The organism is Vreelandella halophila (assembly GCF_019903425.1).
GTDB lineage: Bacteria > Pseudomonadota > Gammaproteobacteria > Pseudomonadales > Oleiphilaceae > Halospina > Halospina halophila.
In genome coordinates this window covers 157,859-177,421 of sequence record NZ_JACHUZ010000011.1, presented here as the reverse complement: position 1 = coordinate 177,421, position 19,563 = coordinate 157,859, and the positions used below count along the sequence as shown (strand labels likewise).

The 19,563-nt window shown below is 56.2% G+C and carries 22 protein-coding genes; 12 read left to right on the top strand and 10 right to left on the bottom strand.

From position 1 onward, the window contains the following. Positions 1 to 90: 90 nt before the first annotated feature. From H4I92_RS01050 to H4I92_RS01040, 3 genes are all read right to left on the bottom strand, one after another. Positions 91 to 1,041: an IS5 family transposase gene (locus H4I92_RS01050; RefSeq protein WP_077528626.1), complete on the bottom strand. Its 951-nt coding sequence runs from the start codon at positions 1,039 to 1,041 to the stop codon at positions 91 to 93. A gap of 337 nt (positions 1,042 to 1,378) precedes the next feature. Continuing rightward, the gene (locus H4I92_RS01045; protein WP_143512563.1) at positions 1,379 to 3,193 is read right to left on the bottom strand and encodes a HEPN domain-containing protein; all 1,815 of its coding nucleotides are present in this window, start codon (positions 3,191 to 3,193) and stop codon (positions 1,379 to 1,381) included. 150 nt (positions 3,194 to 3,343) lie between these two features. Next, complete coding sequence (locus tag H4I92_RS01040; RefSeq protein WP_077528797.1) at positions 3,344 to 4,279, bottom strand: hypothetical protein; 936 nt, start codon at positions 4,277 to 4,279, stop codon at positions 3,344 to 3,346. Between the two features lie 242 nt (positions 4,280 to 4,521). On the opposite strand from H4I92_RS01040, the gene H4I92_RS01035 reads away from it, so the two are divergent. The 8 genes from H4I92_RS01035 (at position 4,522) to H4I92_RS01000 (ending at position 9,487) form a co-directional block, all read left to right on the top strand. Further along, the gene (locus H4I92_RS01035) at positions 4,522 to 5,538 is read left to right on the top strand and encodes a hypothetical protein (protein ID WP_077528796.1); all 1,017 of its coding nucleotides are present in this window, start codon (positions 4,522 to 4,524) and stop codon (positions 5,536 to 5,538) included. A gap of 9 nt (positions 5,539 to 5,547) precedes the next feature. Continuing rightward, positions 5,548 to 5,973 carry a hypothetical protein gene (locus H4I92_RS01030; RefSeq protein WP_077528795.1) on the top strand — a complete coding sequence of 142 codons (426 nt, stop codon included), beginning with the start codon at positions 5,548 to 5,550 and terminating at the stop codon, positions 5,971 to 5,973. Positions 5,974 to 6,177: 204 nt separating this feature from the next. Continuing rightward, a complete protein-coding gene (locus tag H4I92_RS01025; RefSeq protein WP_077528794.1) occupies positions 6,178 to 6,759 on the top strand; it encodes a hypothetical protein in 582 nt (193 codons plus the stop codon). Between the two features lie 61 nt (positions 6,760 to 6,820). After that, on the top strand, positions 6,821 to 7,348 hold the full coding sequence (locus tag H4I92_RS01020; protein ID WP_077528793.1) for an ankyrin repeat domain-containing protein: 528 nt from the start codon (positions 6,821 to 6,823) through the stop codon (positions 7,346 to 7,348). Between the two features lie 475 nt (positions 7,349 to 7,823). Next, a complete protein-coding gene (locus tag H4I92_RS01015; protein WP_077528792.1) occupies positions 7,824 to 8,102 on the top strand; it encodes a type II toxin-antitoxin system RelE/ParE family toxin in 279 nt (92 codons plus the stop codon). A 12-nt stretch (positions 8,103 to 8,114) separates the two neighbouring features. Next, on the top strand, positions 8,115 to 8,414 hold the full coding sequence (locus H4I92_RS01010) for a HigA family addiction module antitoxin (protein ID WP_179105581.1): 300 nt from the start codon (positions 8,115 to 8,117) through the stop codon (positions 8,412 to 8,414). A gap of 183 nt (positions 8,415 to 8,597) precedes the next feature. Next, positions 8,598 to 8,912 (top strand): hypothetical protein, encoded by a 315-nt coding sequence (locus tag H4I92_RS01005; RefSeq protein WP_218668100.1) that lies wholly within the window; start codon positions 8,598 to 8,600, stop codon positions 8,910 to 8,912. Between the two features lie 323 nt (positions 8,913 to 9,235). Further along, the gene (locus H4I92_RS01000; protein ID WP_077528791.1) at positions 9,236 to 9,487 is read left to right on the top strand and encodes an HP1242/YdcH family protein; all 252 of its coding nucleotides are present in this window, start codon (positions 9,236 to 9,238) and stop codon (positions 9,485 to 9,487) included. A 43-nt stretch (positions 9,488 to 9,530) separates the two neighbouring features. On the opposite strand, the gene H4I92_RS00995 is transcribed toward H4I92_RS01000, so the two are convergent. The 7 genes from H4I92_RS00995 to H4I92_RS00970 all read right to left on the bottom strand — a co-directional run bounded on the left by H4I92_RS00995 (position 9,531) and on the right by H4I92_RS00970 (position 15,571). Beyond that, entirely contained in the window at positions 9,531 to 10,025 is a 495-nt protein-coding gene (locus H4I92_RS00995; protein WP_077528790.1) for a metallophosphoesterase family protein, read from the bottom strand. Positions 10,026 to 10,276: 251 nt separating this feature from the next. Continuing rightward, positions 10,277 to 10,519 carry a hypothetical protein gene (locus H4I92_RS00990; RefSeq protein ID WP_218668099.1) on the bottom strand — a complete coding sequence of 81 codons (243 nt, stop codon included), beginning with the start codon at positions 10,517 to 10,519 and terminating at the stop codon, positions 10,277 to 10,279. A gap of 92 nt (positions 10,520 to 10,611) precedes the next feature. After that, entirely contained in the window at positions 10,612 to 12,729 is a 2,118-nt protein-coding gene (locus tag H4I92_RS00985) for an EAL domain-containing protein (RefSeq protein WP_179105580.1), read from the bottom strand. Next, entirely contained in the window at positions 12,713 to 13,279 is a 567-nt protein-coding gene (locus H4I92_RS00980; RefSeq protein ID WP_077528788.1) for a methanogen output domain 1-containing protein, read from the bottom strand. Before H4I92_RS00980 ends, H4I92_RS00985 begins: the two co-directional genes overlap by 17 nt. Positions 13,280 to 13,469: 190 nt before the next feature. Next, on the bottom strand, positions 13,470 to 14,381 hold the full coding sequence (locus H4I92_RS00975; protein ID WP_077528787.1) for an acyltransferase: 912 nt from the start codon (positions 14,379 to 14,381) through the stop codon (positions 13,470 to 13,472). Between the two features lie 97 nt (positions 14,382 to 14,478). Beyond that, entirely contained in the window at positions 14,479 to 14,625 is a 147-nt protein-coding gene (locus H4I92_RS17110; protein ID WP_077529073.1) for a zinc ribbon-containing protein, read from the bottom strand. 88 nt (positions 14,626 to 14,713) lie between these two features. Next, complete coding sequence (locus H4I92_RS00970; RefSeq protein ID WP_179105579.1) at positions 14,714 to 15,571, bottom strand: glucosaminidase domain-containing protein; 858 nt, start codon at positions 15,569 to 15,571, stop codon at positions 14,714 to 14,716. Between the two features lie 261 nt (positions 15,572 to 15,832). On the opposite strand from H4I92_RS00970, the gene H4I92_RS00965 reads away from it, so the two are divergent. The 4 genes from H4I92_RS00965 to H4I92_RS00950 all read left to right on the top strand — a co-directional run. Further along, a complete protein-coding gene (locus H4I92_RS00965) occupies positions 15,833 to 17,380 on the top strand; it encodes a mechanosensitive ion channel (RefSeq protein ID WP_077528785.1) in 1,548 nt (515 codons plus the stop codon). A gap of 204 nt (positions 17,381 to 17,584) precedes the next feature. Beyond that, the gene (locus H4I92_RS00960) at positions 17,585 to 17,986 is read left to right on the top strand and encodes a DUF4398 domain-containing protein (RefSeq protein WP_077528784.1); all 402 of its coding nucleotides are present in this window, start codon (positions 17,585 to 17,587) and stop codon (positions 17,984 to 17,986) included. After that, entirely contained in the window at positions 17,983 to 18,879 is an 897-nt protein-coding gene (locus H4I92_RS00955) for an OmpA family protein (RefSeq protein ID WP_077528783.1), read from the top strand. The genes H4I92_RS00960 and H4I92_RS00955 overlap by 4 nt, the downstream gene beginning before the upstream one ends. Before the next feature lie 249 nt (positions 18,880 to 19,128). Continuing rightward, positions 19,129 to 19,563: hypothetical protein (locus H4I92_RS00950; protein ID WP_179105578.1), on the top strand; the 435-nt coding region annotated here is incomplete at its 3' end.

The window sequence follows — 19,563 nt, the reverse complement described above, 5'->3', positions numbered from 1 at the left end:
GATGAACCGATTTCGGCGATAAATGCCCGGTCTATTTGTTCATCTTTTGTCCGGTTAACGCCTTTTTGGCGGCCACCGGACACACTTCCCCTACGCGGGGAGGTATCGTTCACCGACAAGCATGTTGCTGAACGCTGCCAACAGGTAAAGCCGATTGGCGTTCTTCGCCAGGCCGCGGTAGCGGACCTTAGCGTAACCAAACTGACGCTTGATGGTACGAAACGGATGCTCGACCTTCGCCCGAACACTGGCCTTGATCTTTTCCGCCCTGGCAAGGTTGCTGCCTTCCGCCAGCTGTCGGGTAACACCAGGGCGCCGGGCGATGAACCAGTCGACGTTCCGGTGCCGGTGCTCTTTGCGCTTCTCAATGCCCCGGTAACCGGAATCGCCAAAAACCCGTGTTTCATCGCCGTGGAGCAACGCGCCAGCCGCATTGAGATCGTGCTCATTGGCAGCAGTCACTTCCAGCGAATGGATCATCCCAAAACCGTCATCCACACCAGTGTGCATCTTCATTCCGAAATACCACTGGTTGCCCTTGCGGGTCTGGTGCATTTCCGGATCCCTCTCGCCGCTTTTGTTCTTGGTCGAGCTGGGCGCGGAGATGATGCTGGCATCCACGATGCTGCCTTCGCGCAGCATCAGGCCCTGGCGCTCCAGGTGCTTGTTCACTTCCTTGAACATCGCCTTGCCCAGGTTGTGCTGCTCCAGAAAATGGCGGAAGTTGAGAATGGTGGTTTCGTCCGGAATCGAATCGGCCAGGGTCAGGCCGGCAAAGCGGCGCATGGACTCGATCTCGTAGAGTTCGTCTTCCATCGCTGGATCGGAAAGGTTGTAGAACAGCTGCATGCAGTGGATGCGAAGCATCACCTGCAATGGATACGGCCGGCGGCCGTTCTCGCCCTTGGGATAGTAGCGGGCAACCTTGTTCTCCAGCTTCTTCCAGGGGATCAGCTGATCCATGCGCTCCAGGAACTTCTCGCGGCGGGTCTTGCGCTTTTTGTTCTGGTATTCGGCTTCGGCAAAGCTGATCTGGCTCATGGCGTGAAGACCTTCCCGATTGGTGGCTCTGGCGCTATTGTCGCAAATCCGGGGGCTTTTTCAGAGGTTCCCTAACGCTATCATTCTTGTCCAGTGGGAAAACCTGTGTTTTATCAGCCAATCGTCTAGTAGGTGTAGCAAAGAGGATTCGATCATAATCCCGCTCAATTTCTTCTCTGCCAGATGCCGTACCTAAGTTAAGACCTTTACCTTTGTGTTTATCTCTTCTCCTGTTCGGATTCAGAAGCTTATTCCACATCGATCTAATCTCCCGCCAAAATAATCTTTTTAAGACTGCACTAACAGGTAATAGCGTAAAATAGCTATTTCAATCCTTTTATATGACCGGTGTAGCCGTAATGTCGGCGATACTATCTATTTCTTCTTGGGCTTCGCACCTATGTACTACACTCTCCGCACCCATCTTATACGCTTGGAGACAGGCTGCAATGGAAACATCATCATTCCCCGCTTTGCCCTCTGCTGAGCGATCAATCGCGATATAACAGGACACTAGATAATCGACCAAATGAGTCACCAAAGCCGGACGAATATTGGAATAATGTCCAGTATGTGCAATTTTATTCCTAAGATAATAAATACGTTTTATTTGTCTAGCCACATCGGCCTCGGATCTCTCTATTCTTCTTTTTATTGACCTGTTTTCTCTAAAAGTTTCAGTAGTTTCCTTTAGAGTATACTTGAGATGTTCTCGATCACCTAGACTATTAAACAATTCCTTGGCTGCCTGGTCATCCCTGATCAATCTGAAAACTTGTTCATCATCAACGGAAAGCGAGAACTCTTTATCAGTACCCATGTATCCCTCACAGGCGCCAGATGGAACTGGGATTGAATTTGCACCAAGAAGCTCTCGTAAGTAAGACAATCTCCGTCTTAAAGCAATAACAGCGTATATCTGGGGAATAACATCATTGATTATTTGAACTAATCCTTGTGATCCGTTTTCAAACAAAGATTCAAAAGCAATCCATAGGTTGAGGAGTTTCTGTTCAATAGATACTGAATCCCTTCCGATACGTAGATATCGCAACGACCTCATCAAACTCTGCCGACTAGAATCCTCGAGGCGTTCAAATACATTATAAAGGGTAGCCTTTGAATGTGGAAGATAAGTTCCTGCTTCAGAAACCATAAGTCGTGTTAGGAGATCGATATTTAGAGCCTTTTTGTGTGTAGCTCGGTCTGACTCCCATACAACGACGCAGTGGGATGCAACCTTAATCTGTGGATTTACCTCTAATGCGGATGCGAACTCCACAAACTGGTTGAGAACTTCTTTGCCTAACCAAGCAGCCCTCACATAATCCGTAGAGTTTACTTCCAGCGTTGCGAACAGTTTCGGGCTAAAATCTATCCTTACTTTCTCAAGCTGCTTCCCATAAACCTCATCAGGGATTCCTTTTCGGATATTGCAGTCCGAGATTTCTGCCAATTGAAAAAGAGAGTCCATTTTATTTGTCTGCAACGCAAAATGCACTCTATAAATGTCATCTCGGCTCTTTAACTTATTTGTAACAGAGTCAAACTGCTCAGAGAATGTCTTGCTCCCATAACTAGTAGGCCGAGTAAACATCTCTGCGCGATTATATAAATAGGTAGGCGAGTATCCGCGATCCAGGAGATTGGTTATGTAAAGCCCCGTAAGAGTATATATATCGTCCAGAACTCTAGCTTTCTTACCAAGATCTCGATCACCAACAACGGCATCTCTCAACTGGACAAGAAGTTGATTCTCATATTCAGCCCTTCTCTGTAGAATATGTTCTGCGATAATTTGAAAACGTTGAAGCTTATTTTCCCCTGCACTTCCTGATCTAAGATCTTTGATAAGATCATCCAGAATCGGCTTGTGAGAAGCGAACATTTCTTTGGCCAAGAAATCCACTCTTAAACAATTCTCGATCTCGTCCAATGCCAAGTGCAAATATCCTGCATTCTTTTCATTGTTACGTTGTTCCGCGATGTAATCTAACGCTTCTCTGGAACTACTAAAAATATTCATTAGACGCGCTTGCTTAAAGTGCGGTGTCTGCATATGGAGCTTTTCGCGGTACACTTCAATGAAGAATCGCGCTCTGTAATCCGTTAATGGTAACCGTCGCCAAAATTCATTGTTCCAATATTTCATGTTATCTTGATCCCTTAGTGTTTTGGTTAGATATGTTTAATTAATATGCGATAGCGTAAGCAAGATGAGTATGCTCCGGCGGAAAATCATAAATGATTACCTAACGTGGCACGTTCCAAATTTGCTTATCGTCCGTGGGTGCGCGTAGCATCAAAAATATGAGCCGGACCGCTTGGTGAAGTAGTTGCGCACCCTGATGTTCTTAGGGGCGTCGGGCACATCCAGCACGAAACGCAATGCGTTTTTCTTCGCTAGGGGCTCGGATTGCTCCTTATGTCGTGCCTGCGGGTCGGTGCGGTGCGCGCGTGAGAGCTTGAGGCCGACGTTCTGGCCCAGCTTGGGGCTCATGATCAGGCAGAGGTCGCGCTGTTCCTGATGCCAGCAGGAGACGGTGTTGATCACGTCCTCGGAGTTCTTGCCCAGCGACGCCCTACTCTTCACGTGCCCGATCACGTCCTTCCATTCCGGGTTCATGCGGTCGAAGTTGGAAACGCCGCTGGAGTCGTGGCTGAGGTAACGCTGGACTTCTTCCAGCAGGAACTGCTGGTCCTCGGATTCAACGCCTTCCTGTTCCAGCAGCAGGGTCGCCTGGGTGAGAGCATACATCCAGGACCAGTGATAGAGCTCGACGTTCTTGAGGTATTTCTTGGGGAGCTTGATGGGGTGATGGGTGGGCAGCGCGACAAACTGGTTGGAGATGGTGATGACGGCGTCCAGCTTGTTGTCCTTGGCGATCTGCAGGTACTGCTTGAGCTGCTCCTCCCCCACCTCGGCGTTGCCGATCTTGGCTTCAATCAACGCCCGCCACTGCTTCTTGCCAGTGTCCAGCACCAGCAACCCATCCGGCCGCTCCTGCTTGGGCACTTTGGGATCGGACTGAAAGACCACCTCCGTCCACGCCTCCACCTTCGCCTTCTTCCCGACTCGTATGCCCAGGGAGTTGAGCATGGTCTTCTGGAATTCATGCACACCCCGGAACGCGGCCAACAGGATGGAGGCGGCGCGTTGATCCTTGTTTGAGTCGGCAGTAACGGGGATGAGGCGGGCGACTTCGCCACGGGTAACGCAATCCGGCAGGTCGATCATGGCTGCTTGTCCCTAGTTGGTGGGTTCTCACATCGCTGTGCAATGCAGCGGTCGAGCACCCTGCCTTGCAAACTGGCCTTGATTCAGCGTAGCAGAGATCCGCGTGATGGGGATCATAAAAGGCCACTGCGGTAGGGCCTTCGCTTGACACCGGAATCAGCGGTTTGGAAGATACGCCTGTCGTCACGGAAACAGGGAAGACGGCACCCCAAGGACGAAACAGATTCAAGGAGCGACCCACCATGGCCCACGTCGTAAGCGCCCCCTGTGGAATGAGCAGTCGCCGGCTGGCGGAACGCCACCTTCGAAGCAAGGACGACGAGACCACCCGGCAACTCCAGGAAAACCTCGAACGGAATAACTCAAGCAAGCTCAGTAATGGCACCACCAAGATGCCGGCGCTGATCGTGACGCCGGATGGAACCCGGGTGAGCGAGCAGGAGGAAACCGAGTGCGAACGCCTGAGCAAGGACCTGGACCGCCTCCAGAGGCGGCTTGGCCAGGAGAACTACCGCAAACTGGTTGAGCTTACCAACACTGCCGGGCCGGAGGCGCTCAGCGTCGTTATGGCGGCCGAACGTTGGGTTCAGAAGCATAAAGATTCACTGTCTATGGGCCTGGGGCTGACGGGTGGCGCGGCTTCCGGTGCAAAAAGCCGACTGGATGAGTTCGGCAAATCCTTGGCCCAGTACGAGGATGCCCTCAACACTTACCTGCTCAGTAAGCATTCCCCGGCTGCCCAGCGTGCTAAAGCAAGAGAGGCAGCTCAGCGAGCTTTTAAGGATCTCAACGGGCGCTTTGCGGGGGAACTGGAGACAATGGCTCAGAGTTCCCGCTACAAAAACTGGGTCCACAACCCTTTCCGGAGTTTCGCTGGCGGGGTTGAAGCCTCCTTCAATACCAGTGGTAGCCCCATCAGTTCCCTTCCCGAGACAAAAAGGCTCAACCTGGGTCTTGGTGCAACACGGGTTCTGGGTAAAGGGACGTTTGCGCTTGATCTTGTGAGTCGTGGGACTCGGGTAATGTACAGTGACAACAAGGATTACCAACTGGCCAAGGAGGCAACGAGCTTTGCGTTCTCCTCGGGAACAGCCTTCGTCGTTGCCCGTGGCGCGGCATTTGGGCTAACTCTGGTATTGGGTTCCGGTGGTCTTGTCCTTGTCGTAAGCGTGGCGGCACTAACCGGCCTCGCTGCTTATCTCAGCGATGAAATGGCTCGTAACCTATTCGACGACACTGCTGATGCTTTGCTGGATTAAGGTGCCCAGATGATATTCGTATCCAATCCATGCAACAGCCTTATCCTGGGATATTTGATTCCTGTTGTGGGCCTGCCGATTATTCCCTTGATGATCCTGGCGTACCCAATGCTGGGGCGCCACTTCGACCCTAGGATTCATCACCGTGAATCCCTCGATTTCTGGTTGGGCCCTATAGGCAAATACATCGCGCGCCCAGTTGCTTATGCGTTTTTCATCGTTGTAAACGTCGATTGGAACAAACTGGAGGAGCGTGCCACCCGCCGTAATCCAGACGTGAATCCAATGGGCCCCACGATTCGCACTTATGGCCATATCGACTTCCGGAGTGAGGCGACGATCTCTCAGCTGATTCTAAGCTGGTTCTATGTGTTGCTGCTCTTCATATGGGCATTACTGAGCTTCATTTACGGAGTCTGCACGTACTTGCTTTGATCTCCTCGAAATAGATTCGAGCGGGTTCTACCCGTTTCCATGGACGGTTTTAAAACGGCTGTGCATAGGAGGAAGCGAACCTTCACCTGCACGACACAGTGGATCGTTTTGTACAGAAGAAACTTAATCAGTGGCATGCGACTGACGAAACCATCTAGCTTGAAAGCTCTCGTAGCCATTCCAGTCCTTATTACAGGAATCTGGATGGTCGCCCAGGCAGGGGGACCAAAGAACGGCACCGTTAGAGTCGGGCAAACCAACCTCTGCATCCCCGAGGAGTATGCCGTTCAACTGCCTTCCGAGGGCGAAAATGGCGACAGCAATTTCGACACTTCCGCCGGATTCGGTATTAACTTCCGAATAGATGAGAAGGAAGTTGGCACTGAGATACCTAACTATCACGAAAAGCTCTACGTTGCTGAGGATAACCCGAGATTCCAATCGATCTACGTCAAGCTGTCACCGGCCCAAAACAACCTGGAAGTCGATAAGCCCAAGCAGTCAAAACCGCTTCCGTCCGCCCCAGAACTGATTCTGAGCGAACCCCAACGGGAGCCCTGGCAACTGCGGGAAGTTCTTCAAAAAGACGATGATGATTACAGGAAGTGGGGCTACTGTACTGAAACATCCTGGGGCGGCGAGGACGCCCTTAGATGCATGCGGGAATATCTGGAAATCGGTGAGGTCCGATTCGCCTACGAGCTGCACGAAGAAAACCTCCCCTATCATTCCCACGTCGACAGGCTTCTGGAAGAAAAGGTGGCCAGCTGGCGTTGTGATCGTTAACCCCCAATGTCGAGCTTCTCGCTTATGCGAAACGTCCTGCCATGGCAAAGGTTTGGGGGTAATGATGCGTAAATGGTTATTCTCACTGGTCGGCCTGTTGATTGTTGGCCTTCTCGGCTATTCCGGCCTGGGTTTTTACGTCCTACAGGCAAGCAGCACTGACACCAATGCATCCTGCGCTATCGGTGACAGCGGAACTCGTATCCCTCAATTCGCCTGCCGCTGGTATCTTGAGCATCAACTCACCAGTGCAAAAGCAAACGGCGATGCTCAGAGCGTGCTTCACCTGGCAATCGGCGCTTACCCAACAGACCCCGAGCAAGCGCAGAAGATTATGGAGCTTGCCCTTTCTGAGGGCGCACAGATCAATGGTTTCTCGCCGGTGACCGGTTATCCCCCATTGCATGAGGCGGTGCTGCTCAACGAGCCACGGCTTGCTGAGTTCCTCCTGCAGAGAGGAGCAGATCCCGAGATAGAGGATCAGAACAAGGGGATGACGGCGCGTGAGCTGCTGTCCGCTATTGAAGAGCGGAATCCGGAAAAGGATCTGTCGAGGATGGTGACACTGTTACAAGAGAAACGAGAATAGGAAAGCGGAAGGAGCGGGAACATACGGCTGTCTCAATTCACTCGAGGCAGGCCAGCTCAAGCTGATCGAAAGCTTACGCCCAGAACCGTTGCGGACAACCTTTTTACCACCCATTCTGTTTAGAAAGGATTGGGGATGCCCGGTCGACAAAAGGCCCCGGTGGAGTCACCGGGGCCTTTTGTTTTTCAGGGGATCTTTCTTAGATACTCATCGATACTGTGGTCGGTAAACTCATTAAGAGCTCCCCAGCGGGCAACCACTTTCGGAAGATAGGGAACGACCTTCGAAAAAAAACCAGAAGTGCGACCGCTGCCGCTGCGATACTTATTACGGGTTCTACCCCGTTTCAATGGACGGTTTTAGAACGGCTGTGTACTTCCCCTGACCTGCCCCAAACTCTATGAGGAGTTTTCAGCTCTTCTCAGTCACCCTTCCTGACTTTGACGCTTACCGTTAAACGTTATACGCTCACCCCATGATCAGGAGCTTTCGGTGTAAGGAAACACAGGCGCTTTTCCGGACGGGCAAGACGAAACGGTTTACCGCCATCCAGAAGGCAGCGGAACGCAAGCTGATCCAACTCCATGCCGCAGAAGAACTCCGGGATCTGGAATCACCACCGGGCAATCGACTGGAAGCTTTAGCCGGTAAGCGCAACGGCCAGCACAGTATTCGGATCAACAACCAATGGCGGCTGTGTTTTCGCTGGAGCAGTCAGGGGCCGGAAGACGTTGAGATTGTGGACTACCACTGAGGGGTAAGACTGATGACGGACAACGGCATGCGCCCTATCCACCCGGGTGAGATCCTCCGCGAAGAGTATCTGGAGCCCACGGGCATGAGCGTGAATGCGCTCTCCAAGGCGCTCCGCGTTCCGGCTACGCGCATGAATGAGATCGTGCGCGAAAACCGGGGCATTACGGCGGATACCGCCATGCGCCTGGCCCGTTATTTCAACACCAGCGAACGGTTCTGGCTGAACCTGCAGATGGAATACGAGCTGCGTGAGGCGCAGATGGAGCGTGGTTCGCGTATCGCGGAGGAAGTCGCCCCGTACAATACTTGATGCGGGTATCCAGGAATAACGGGGATCGAAGCCCCGGCAAGAAGGATCACACGATCCGCAATCATCTACGCTTTCGGGGCCCACCTACGGGATCTGCCCTGAGCTTCGCTCCGCGCCATCTTCGTTAAGATGATATCGTCACCTTTCATCCGAAAGAGCATGCACCAACCGGAGTTTCCAGGATTGAAAACCACTGCCCCAATTATCGCCCTGTTAACACTCGCAATGGCAGGCTGCCAGACATCCAGCCAACTGACCTCCTCAGTCACTGACAGCGATGGGGTGACGTGCGGTGAGATCCACCAAGCGTTCAGCGCGTATGAGCAGGACCGGCAGTCTGCCGAGGCTTACCAGCAACTGGCTCAGGTTCTCAGCCCAACCGCCGGCTCCCTTGCATCGAAAGGCATCGGCTCCGCTAACGAGTACTACGAGCAGATCCGGCTCAGCACGAACCTGGCACTTGCCACGCGCGGCTGCAGTCCGGTTGGACAACTCTGATAAACGGAGCCTGTTTTTACAGGCTGGCAGCGCCGGTACCTCGTATGCTGGCCCGTTATTTCAACACCAGCGAACAGTTCTGGCTGAACCTGCAGATGGAATACGAGCTGCATGAGGCGCAGACGCGGAAGGCATAGTCGTCGTAGGCCACGCCTTCGTACCTGGCGGCGGACTTGTCGAGGGTAACGACCATCAGTTCCGTTTTCAGGTCATAGAGGCTCAACAGCATTGAGAATCTGCAACGACAGCTCTCCGCAGTAGTGGCAGACTGGAATTGCGGTCAAAAAGCTTTGACGCCAATCACCGAGTAAGACGGAGACCCTATGAGTCACACCCCCCACGAACTGGCGGAAGAATTCCCGGAACACACCGATCGCATCTCTGAGCTCAAACAATCGGACGCACACTTCGCCGAACTGGTGGATGAGTACCACGAAATAAACCGAACCATTCACCGTATGGAAACGGAAGTTGAGCCGGTATCCACGCCCACAGAGGAAGATGCCCGCAAAAAGCGCCTGGCGCTTAAGGACCAGATTGCGGAGTACCTCAATAAGGAGCCCAGCGACAGCTGAACCGCGACCGAGCTCGCGCTGATCGAAAGCGCGGCCGGTTCGGCTATTTCTTACGCTTTCGAGGCCCGGGAACATCCAGTTCCTGGATATGCCCCTCCACGCCGCTATCGGTAACCCGTAGTCGCCCGACCGTCACGGGGAGGCTGAAACGGCGTGGACCCGCGCTCCCCGGATTGAAATAGAGCACGCCCTCCTGGGTCCCATTGAAGGGTTTGTGGGAGTGCCCGAACAGGACGACATCGCAGGGCCTTGCCGGGAGCAGGGTCTTGATGTCCTGGTGGCGATGCACCATCTGGATGGTTATGCCGTTAACGGTGAGTTCCTGCGTTTCAGGATAGACCAGGGCCCACTCCTCGTGATCCACGTTGCCCCGTATCGCCACCACCTGCGCCTGCTCGCTCAGCGCATCCATCACCCCAGGCTTGCCGATGTCCCCCACGTGGAGGATCAGCTCACAATCGGCCAGAGCGTTCAGGGCCTCGGGCCTCACCTGGCCATGGGTATCCGAAATGACGCCAATATCACTGCTGATGCGCACGGTTTGCCTTCCCCACTTTTGCGCTTCTGCAAGTTTGACGGGATCCGTTTCGTCGATGTAACGCCCTGACCCGCCTGGCGAGCCAGGGCGTACTGCCACTGCTGGGCTCAGCCGCCCGCTTTCTGCCGTATATGGTCAATAACCGCACCGTGTTCGTGCTGCGGGCTGAACATCACGATATCCGTACTCTCTTCGGCCCGGACGCTGTGCCCGGGTGGCCAATAGAACAGGTCACCAGTGCGTGAGGTTTCCTAGCCACCATCGGCGTACAACGCGGTTATTGCCCCTTCGATCACATAACCCCAGTGCGGGCTCTGGCACCGATCGCCCTCAAGCCCCTGCAACAACTCCGTGATATCGGTTCCGGCCCCGAAGGAGAAGTATTCGGCGCCCATCTTTCCATATCCCGATACATCACCGAAATCACCCTGCTGCCTGGCGATGGCTCCGGGTACATCAATCCGAACGGGAACATCCTTTTTTGCGATATGCATGGCTCTGCCCTCCGTTTGCTGCTGCCCCACCAGACGGTTGTCTGAGGGGCGTTTTCCATTCTACGCCGCCCTTGAAACCGGGAACAGATTACCTAGGCCAGTTCACCCAGAAGGTCATCGAACGATTGTGGCCGTGCTATGCCGAATCCCTGGGCATGGTCAATCCCAAGCACATTCAGCTGTTCCAGGACCCTGTCATTCTCGACGAACTCGGCGATCGTCTTGAGCCCCATGACATGGCCTATGTGGTGAATCGACTCCACCATGACCCGATCAACGGGGTCTTCCAGCATGTCTTTCACGAAATCGCCATCGATCTTCAGATAATCAACGTGGAGGTACTTCAGGTATCCGAATGAGGACATCCCGCTGCCGAAATCGTCGAGCGCGAAGAAACAGCCAAGCTGTCGGAGTGCGCCGATCATATGCTGGGCGTTTTTCAGATTGGCAATTGCGGCTGTTTCAGTAATTTCAAAGCAGATCCGCTTGGGTGATACGGGGTAGCGTTCAAACAGATCAAAGACAAATTGCAGAAATTGCCCGTCCCCCAGGGAGGCTCCGGAGAGGTTGATTGCACAGGTATCAATATCCGCACAGTCCAGGCGCGCAAGCCGGGAGAATGCCGCCTCGAGAACCCAGCGATCCACCATTCCCATCAGGTCGTAGCGTTCGGCAGCGGGAATGAACGATCTCGGGGAGAGGAATCCGCGTTTGGGGTCATAGAGGCGCAGCAGGAGCTCACAATGGCTCGGCATGATGCCGTGCTGATCAGCCCGTTTCTCCTTGACGGACACGATGGGCTGATAGAAGAGGCGGAAGCGGTCTTCCCGCAGCGCCTTGCGGATCTCGCCGACCCACTCCATCTGACCATGGCGATGCGCCAGCTCACTGTCATCGCTTCCATAGACATGGATGCGGTTACGACCGCTGTCCTTGGCGATGTAGCATGCCCTGTCAGCGGCACTGAGCAGCTCAACCATCGACCATCCACCGTCACTGAAATTAACCTGGCCGATGCTCACGCCGACGTTGCAGGGTTTCCCTTCCCACGCGAAATTGAATTCCATAATGGCCTGCTGAAGCTTGGCCGCAATGGTTTCAGCCACATCCGGAGGGCAGTTCTGGAGCAGGACCGCGAACTCGTCGCCGCCAAGGCGCGCCAGCATATCGGACTGGCGCATGTGATGCTCCAGCACCGGGCCCAGGGCGCGAAGCACCGCATCACCCGCGATATGGCCACCGGTATCGTTAATAAGCTTGAAGTGGTCGAGATCCAGGAACAACAGCGAATGGGGCCGATCCCTTGTCTCCGGTGACCTCAGAACCTCCTGCAGGCGCTGCTCGAATGCCTTGCGATTGAAAAGGCCGGTCAGGCAATCATGGGTTGCCTGATGGGAGAGCTTCGCGTTGAGCCGGCGCGTTTCGGTCACATCATGGAACACCAGCACAACCCCGAGTATGCTGCCATCCGAATCGCGGATCGGGGCTGCCGAATCCTCAATCGAGAATTCACTCCCATCGCTGTGGGTCAGCACGGTATGGTTGCCCAGAGTCTGGATGGCACCTTCCTTGAGAACACGGGCAACGGGACCTTCCACCGGCTCCCCCGAATACTCATCGGCAATACGGAATACCGTCAGCAAGGGCTTTCCAGAAGCATCGGCATCGGCCCAGCCGGTCAGGGCCTCCGCCATCGGGTTCAGGTAGGTAACCCGACCCTCGATATCCGTCGTAATGACGCCGTCCCCAATCGAGTGCAGCGTGACCCTGAGCCACTCTTTTTCGGCGGCCAGCATGCCCTCAACCCGCTTACGGCGGGACACCTCCCAATTCAGTTCGTTGATGCGACGGGTCAGCTCAATAAAACGCCGATTGACGGACTGAGTGACTTCGCATCGCAGCAGGAGTTGAGCGGGTTCCCCATCGCCATACCGGGTCCGGGCACCATAGGTTGCATAACGAGTACCATCATTGCCGACCAGACTCACCAGCCCACGAGCAAGACTGCCATTACGCAGCCACACTTGGAGCGACTCCCTCACTTTCGCTGGGTCACCCTCCACCAGATCCTCCAGGCGACCCCCCTGTGCAATCGACGGGAATATGCGACGTGCCGCCAGGTTGCTGTCGATCACCTCACCCTCGGCGGACAGCAGAAGCAGTGGTTCGGGCTGGATATCCTCAATAGGGCGTTTAAGATCGTTCAGCATTGCCAGCTCCCACCCGGAAATATTCCTGGCCGGGCGCGGTGTCCGATTCCTGGCTCTCGCGCAGATAGATAACCACCCGGCAACCCGCATTGCCCCGGGCTATGGTTTCTTCCAGTGACACCTTGGCAAATCCCAGATTTTCAGAGGCTATAGCACCAAACACGTTGCTGGTCATCATGCACATGGAGGAGTGCCCACGGACTTTGTCGCCGAAGGGGCAGACCCGGTTGCCCAGAACGACGCGCTCATCATCCTGCTCAATGATGTAGAAATCGCCCTTGATCCGGGCCTTGAAATCGACCAGTACATCCGCAACTTGGGATCTCGTCAGACTGGCAACCCCCAGCGCTTTCCTGTAATCGGAGTCCAGTCGGACGCCGATGTTCTGGCCGACGATGCTGATGAATCCGGAGGCTTCTTCCAGACCGACAACGTCTTCCAGCACACCGGAAAGCTCACTGATGAGATCGGCCTGAAAACTCTCCCGTTCCAGTGGAATATCCAGGTCAGCCAGAGGAATGGACCTGGGGCTGGTATTATTGGGCTGCATGGGGGCACTCCTGTTAGAGAACAAAGATCTCAACATTGGCGCCCGGATACACCCACTTTACTGCCAGTTTCTCAAGCTACTTCCGGCGCTCAAGACCTATTCTACTCCTATCGCCCCGGAAGATGGTTACTATTTGCTCACCAGGCCTCGGCGACGGGCAAAGCACCAGCAGATGCCGCCCGCCACTGTTTCAGCCGTGCTCCTGGCGGGATTGAGATTTCAGTTCCTCCAGCAGCCGGTCCTTGCGTTCCCACAGATCTTCCTGCCACTGCTTGACCTGCTGGCGGTGGTTTTCGTTACCTCTGTTGCTGCCCCCCAGAAGATGCTCCGGAATGGGCACCTCCTCGACACGGATAACGATGTGGGTGACCCGCCCGCACATGAATTCCCAGAGCCCGGGGCGCCCGTTGGGGTAGGCAATGGTGACGTCGAGCAGCGTGGAGAGGGTGTCGCCCATGGCTTCCAGGACGAAGGCGGTGCCGCCGGCCTTGGGGCGCAGCAGGTGCTTGTGGGGGGATTGCTGGCCGGCGTGTTTTGCCGGGGTGAAACGGGTGCCTTCCGGGAAGTTCATCACGCTGACCGGGGTATACCGGAATTTCTCGCAGGCCCGCCGGGTAGCCTCCATGTCCTCGCCGCGCTTCTCCGGATGTTTTTTCAGATACTCCGGGGAATAACGCTTCATGAAGGGAAAATCGAGCGCCCACCACGCAATTCCGATCACCGGCACCCAGATGAGTTCCTGCTTGATGAAGAACTTCAGGAAGGGAATCCGCCGGTTGAAGATATGCTGCAGCGCGAAGATATCCACCCAGCTCTGGTGGTTGGACATCACCAGGTACCAGCCCTCCCGGCTGAGCCCCTCCACACCGGAGACATCCCACGTGGTGCGATGGGTAAGGCGCATCCAGCCAGTGTTACAGGCCACCCAGCACTGCGAAATCCAGATGATCAGTCGGGTGCAGAACACCCGCAAGGGGCGTATGGGAATGATCAGCTTCAATATTCCCGGGATGTAGAGCAGCACACACCAGAAAACCGTGTTTACGGCGAGCAGCAGGGAGTTGAGTACACCGAGCAGAGGCTTGGGCAGGAAATTGAGCATAGTGCAGACCGGCCGTCGAATGAATAGCGCCATTGTTCGACGACACTGGCCATAGATCAATGGATCTACTGCAGGAGGCAGATCCTGTTTTTACAGGCTAGCAGCGCCGATACCTCGTATGCTGGCCTATGTTGCAGTTGCCGCATGGAGGAAGCCGGTCATGGTTATTGTCCAGCGTCACGCTCCAGTCACAGTTTGTGCAGCAATACCGACCAGCCCCCGGTTTTTCTCCAACGCTATGCATGATTCCCTCCAGCTCTTTCTTCATAATCCCAGGACTGGAGTATAGGATTTACGCCAGTGCCCTTGCATCCCTTTCCACTGCGCCCGTATCAAGCATCCTGTTCTTCGGGCCCTTCCCGTTGCCCCAGGTCATTGGCACTGATCACCCGGCGGATGAGCATGATGTAGCCTTCCCCCTTGGCGGAGTATTTCTCAAGTCCCGCGGCAAGGTCCGCCCCTTCGGGTGAACGCCCCTTCGCGCGTGCCTGTGCCCGGCGCTCCCGGAGCGGTTCGTAGACCGGGTGGCTGTTCAGGTGGTGCATGTAGTCCCGCACTGCATCGGCCACGTTGTCGTAACTCGCAACCTCGTGGGTGGCATCCGCTCGGCGCTGGGCGGGCACAATGCCGCAGCCCTCGGTGAAGCACCATTTGCCGAAGATGTTCCTCCCCTGGCGGGCGAAGCGCGAGGTACCCCAGGCTGACTCCAGGGCGCCCTGTGCCAGGGCCAGAGAGACAGGAATGATGTCGATCCGGCGCTTGAGGGCCTGCACCTGCTGGGCCGGCTCGCCCGCATCCACCCGGTAGCGCTCCGTCATCCGCAGCAGCCATTCCTCGGCCTCCTGGCCTGGAGCCTCTCCGGCCTCAAGCTGTTCCTCCAGCGCAAACAGCGCTTCACGGCGCTTCTCCACCTCCGTGTTGATATCGCGCACAACAGGTGCAAGGTAATCGAAGAACGCCTCCTTGCGCTCGGGCCCAGCGGGGATATCCAGAAAGGCCGGCATCGATTGGGCTCCGCCACCCTCGTCAATCCGGGGTGGAATGGCAACCTGCTCGGATTCCGGTGTCGTGGCTTCCTGGCTCTCCTGTACCTCGCTTTCTTCCACGCCGTTATCACAGGCGGACAGAGCGATCACATAACCGACCATGATCGCGGCCCACAGGCATTGGCGCCCTTTCTGACTCAACATGAATGCTCCCGGATTAATGATATGGCCCTCTCCCACTATAGCTGCTCGCCAGCAGATGCCCATTGTTCGATGAGTAGGCACAAGGATCAATGTGGCATTGCTTCAGGCACTGGCTAACGCCACACCGACTGAAAGAACCTGTCCTGCTTGTAATTGGATGCGTGTCCGGCACATGATGGAGTCGGATTTGACCAGTTGTCCTGTCCCGTGTGCCTGGGAACGGCACTAACACTTGGATAATAAAAAGCTCCGGAGGACGTTATGGAGACTTGGTCAGAAATAGGCTATTTGGCGTCGCAATATGGCTTGAACGTATTGGCGGCTCTCGCCATCCTGGTGGTCGGCTGGATCGCCGCCTGGGTTCTATCCGGGCTTGTGGGGCGCGCCCTCAAACACACCTCCCTCCACAAGCGCGTGGCGACAGAGCTTGCCGGGGATGGCACCAGCGCGAACCAGATCGGGAACTGGGCCGCGCAGCTTGTCTTTGCGATCTTGATGCTCTTTGTGGTCATCGCCGTTTTTGAAGTCCTGCTGCTTCAATCCATCACCGCTCCCCTCAGTGAAATGCTGGCCATCGTGCTGGATTACCTGCCGCGTGCGGCCGGTGCGCTGTTGCTCATTGGCATCGCCTGGGGGCTGGCAACTGTCTCCCGCGCTCTGGTCAGCCGTGGTGTTGGGGCTCTGCGCCTGGACGAACGCTTTCGCGATGTCAGCGAGACCCCGCCCCAGGGCCCGGATCTTGCCAAAACGCTGTCCAGCACGGTTTACTGGCTGATCTTCCTGCTGTTCCTGCCCGCGGTACTGGGCATCCTTCAGCTTCATGGCTTGCTGGGTCCGGTGGAGACCATGCTCCAGAAGGTGCTGGACTATCTGCCGAATCTGGCGGTGGCCGCGCTGATCTTCACCATTGGCTGGCTGGCAGCCGGCTTTGTTCGGCAGATCGTGACCCGGCTGCTGGAGTCCAGCCGTGTGAATGAACTGGCCGAGACCTACGGGGCCACACGGGTATTGGGTGAAGGCTATACCGCAGCGCGTGCGCTGGGCACGGTCATCTACATCATCATCCTGCTTCCGGTGGTGGTCGCAGCCCTGAACGCCCTGCAGCTGGAGGCGCTCACCGCCCCGACCCAGAACGTGCTGGCGCTTGTTCTCAACGCCATTCCCGCTGTCTTTGCCGCGGCGCTGTTGCTGGGCATTACCTACTTTGTAGGCCGGTTTATCTCAGGCCTGGTGGCACAGCTTCTGGGCGCGTCCAGCTTCGATCAGCACATGCGGTGTCTGGGCATAAAAACCGAGGAGGTTCAGGAAACCGGTGGCCGCACGCCGTCGCAACTGGTCGGGTCACTGCTGCTGATTGCGCTCATGCTCTTCGCCTCCATGGAGGCACTGTCTTTGATGCAGTTTGAGCATATGGCAGAGCTGATCTCAGAAATGCTGGTGTTCTTCGGGCAGGTTGTGGTTGGGCTGGTCGTCATCGGCCTGGGGCTCTATCTGGCGAACCTGGCCGCCAATACCATCCGCACGAGTACCTCCAGCAACGCCGATAGACTGGCCATGATTGCGCGCATCGCGATCATTGCCCTGGCCGTTGCCATGGGGCTTCACCAGATGGGCTTTGGTGAGGAAATCATCAATCTGGCCTTTGGTCTGACGCTCGGCTCTGTTGCCGTGGCCGCTGCTATCGCCTTTGGCCTGGGCGGCCGCGACCTGGCTGCACGCGAGCTTGAGCAGTGGCGTGGTGATGGCGGCAGTGGTAACAGTACTACCGCTAGGAAGAAGCCCGCCAGCAGCCAGAAAAAGAGCACCTGACCAGCCGCAGTAAACGTCCGCTGAGTACCTGACTGTTCCACGGTGTTGTCAGGCAATCAGCGCACGTTTCCCCTACCCCCTCGGGAACATCTATTCGATCATAAGTGTTCTAGCGCACCGACACAGCACAGGGATGCGAGCAGGCTCAAGGTGCGAGGTGGTACGTGATCATCGTGCCAGGACCGCGCCATAAGGAGATTCACAATGAGCAAGCTACCCCTGGACAAACTAAGCCAACAGGTGCGCCTTTGTACGGCCCTGTTCCTGATGCTGCTGATGCTTGGCGCCTGTGCCTCCCAACCATCGCCACCCAACAATGCCCTGCTTTCAGCACGCGATGCCATCGCGACGGCTGAGTCATCCGGGGCACGCCAGTATGCTGGATCGGAACTGGACGAAGCTCGCCAACAGTTGGTGAAGGCAGAGCAGGCCGTGAGTGACGGAGACATGGTCAAGGCGGAGCGTCATGCCTATCAGGCACGCGTGTCAGCAGAACTCGCGGCAGCAAACACTGAGTCGTCCAAGGCCCTCGCTATTAACCGCGAAATGAAGCGGAGTGCCGAGGCCCTCACCGAAGAAATGGGCCGTAAAGGAGAACAGCAATGAACCATTCAACCAATAAAAGGTCGCTGCTGGCCGTCGCTATCTCATTATCGCTTGTGCTGGGCGGCTGTGCTGCCACGCCGGAGAGCCCGGACGGCTCTGCCGAGGTACGCAATAAACTGAACACTCTTAAAGGCAACCCGGACCTGGCGAATCGCACCCGGGTTGAACTGAGAGCCGCCGAGCAAGCTGTACAACTCGCCGAGCAGCCCCTGCCAGAGGCTCAGTCCGACCTGGGCGAACACCGGGTCTACATGGCTGAACGGAGGGTGGAAATCGCCAAAGCCCGGGCCACCACACTGCATGCCGAAGCCCAGCGTGAGCGGCTCAGCCAGGAGCGTGATACGGCACGGTTGGCAGCGCGGACTGGCGAAGTAGAACGTGCCCGAAGCGCACGGGATGAGTCAGATGCCGCCAGGGCGTCACAGACGGCATCAGCCGCCGCATCGGCTGCCGAGGCCCAGCGCATGGCCGAGGAAATGCAGCGGGAGATTGAAGACCTGAAAGCCAAGGTCACTGATCGCGGGCTGGTGCTGACATTGGGTGACGTGCTTTTCGCAACCGGCAGTGCTGACCTTCAGCACGGCGCGAACGCCAACCTGGATAAGCTTGTGACCTTTCTCAATGCTCACCCGGAGCACAAGGTTATGGTAGAAGGGCACACGGACAATGTGGGCGGAAAGGAACTGAATCAGACGCTGTCGCTGCGACGCTCTGAAGCAGTCCACAATTACCTGGTTGAAAAAGGCATTGCCGAGGAACGCCTGACCAGCAAGGGGATCGGCATGGAGCGCCCGGTCGCTGATAACAGCACGCCCAGCGGCCGACAACAGAACCGCCGGGTGGAGATTGTTATCGGCAATACCCAGGCCGCGCCAGCAGCTGGTGTACGCTAGGAATGCGCCCGATCCTCCCCGGTGGGATTCCGCGGTAGGGGCAGTAGCGCTCATTGCTCTCAGGTGATGCCAGAATCGACTACGCTGAAAAGTGTGGTCTTTTTTGGTATTGGTAAGCGAGAAAACGTTCATCATGTCCGAAGTCAGGGATATGCGCTCGAATACATCAAAAAGAACACGAGCCAGGGCGACCAGGACAACGGCACTTCCAAGCGCCTTCAGGGCACACTGATTGGTAGACTGCAAGAGATGCGATACCTGCAAATCCTGGCAAGGTTCACCGTGATCCTGAGCGTCTCCGCCGCCTCCACCTGGGCCGCGGATACGCTCGACACCAATCGCCAGTGGGATGCGTTACCCGCACCGAACGGGGACGAGGGGCGGCAAACACTCAAGGCGGCCGCGCAATCCCTGGCCTCGCTGGATGTGACGCTGGCGGCGGAGCCACTGATAGAGCAACGGCTGAGCCGGTTGGCGTCCACACCAGCGGACGCCCCCCTCATCCGAGCGCTGCGGGAGTCACTCGGCCAGGCCATTGATCGGCGGGACTTCCTGTTGTTCCTGGACGATGTGGCCCGGGCTCAGCCGGAACGCGTGCGCGTGCACTCCGGGCGTGCGCGGCGGGCGGGCATCCTTCTGCACCCCAATGACGTCTTCAAAAGCGAGCCCCGCCGTTACGGCGGG

Coding starts and splice junctions, on each gene's coding strand:
- H4I92_RS01050 (WP_077528626.1), bottom strand. CDS start 1,041: ATGAGCCAGATCAGCTTTGCCGAAGCCGAATACCAGAACAAAAAGCGC.
- H4I92_RS01045 (WP_143512563.1), bottom strand. CDS start 3,193: ATGAAATATTGGAACAATGAATTTTGGCGACGGTTACCATTAACGGAT.
- H4I92_RS01040 (WP_077528797.1), bottom strand. CDS start 4,279: ATGATCGACCTGCCGGATTGCGTTACCCGTGGCGAAGTCGCCCGCCTC.
- H4I92_RS01035 (WP_077528796.1), top strand. CDS start 4,522: ATGGCCCACGTCGTAAGCGCCCCCTGTGGAATGAGCAGTCGCCGGCTG.
- H4I92_RS01030 (WP_077528795.1), top strand. CDS start 5,548: ATGATATTCGTATCCAATCCATGCAACAGCCTTATCCTGGGATATTTG.
- H4I92_RS01025 (WP_077528794.1), top strand. CDS start 6,178: ATGGTCGCCCAGGCAGGGGGACCAAAGAACGGCACCGTTAGAGTCGGG.
- H4I92_RS01020 (WP_077528793.1), top strand. CDS start 6,821: ATGATGCGTAAATGGTTATTCTCACTGGTCGGCCTGTTGATTGTTGGC.
- H4I92_RS01015 (WP_077528792.1), top strand. CDS start 7,824: ATGATCAGGAGCTTTCGGTGTAAGGAAACACAGGCGCTTTTCCGGACG.
- H4I92_RS01010 (WP_179105581.1), top strand. CDS start 8,115: ATGACGGACAACGGCATGCGCCCTATCCACCCGGGTGAGATCCTCCGC.
- H4I92_RS01000 (WP_077528791.1), top strand. CDS start 9,236: ATGAGTCACACCCCCCACGAACTGGCGGAAGAATTCCCGGAACACACC.
- H4I92_RS00990 (WP_218668099.1), bottom strand. CDS start 10,519: ATGCATATCGCAAAAAAGGATGTTCCCGTTCGGATTGATGTACCCGGA.
- H4I92_RS00985 (WP_179105580.1), bottom strand. CDS start 12,729: ATGCTGAACGATCTTAAACGCCCTATTGAGGATATCCAGCCCGAACCA.
- H4I92_RS00980 (WP_077528788.1), bottom strand. CDS start 13,279: ATGCAGCCCAATAATACCAGCCCCAGGTCCATTCCTCTGGCTGACCTG.
- H4I92_RS00975 (WP_077528787.1), bottom strand. CDS start 14,381: ATGCTCAATTTCCTGCCCAAGCCTCTGCTCGGTGTACTCAACTCCCTG.
- H4I92_RS17110 (WP_077529073.1), bottom strand. CDS start 14,625: ATGCATAGCGTTGGAGAAAAACCGGGGGCTGGTCGGTATTGCTGCACA.
- H4I92_RS00970 (WP_179105579.1), bottom strand. CDS start 15,571: ATGTTGAGTCAGAAAGGGCGCCAATGCCTGTGGGCCGCGATCATGGTC.
- H4I92_RS00965 (WP_077528785.1), top strand. CDS start 15,833: ATGGAGACTTGGTCAGAAATAGGCTATTTGGCGTCGCAATATGGCTTG.
- H4I92_RS00960 (WP_077528784.1), top strand. CDS start 17,585: ATGAGCAAGCTACCCCTGGACAAACTAAGCCAACAGGTGCGCCTTTGT.
- H4I92_RS00955 (WP_077528783.1), top strand. CDS start 17,983: ATGAACCATTCAACCAATAAAAGGTCGCTGCTGGCCGTCGCTATCTCA.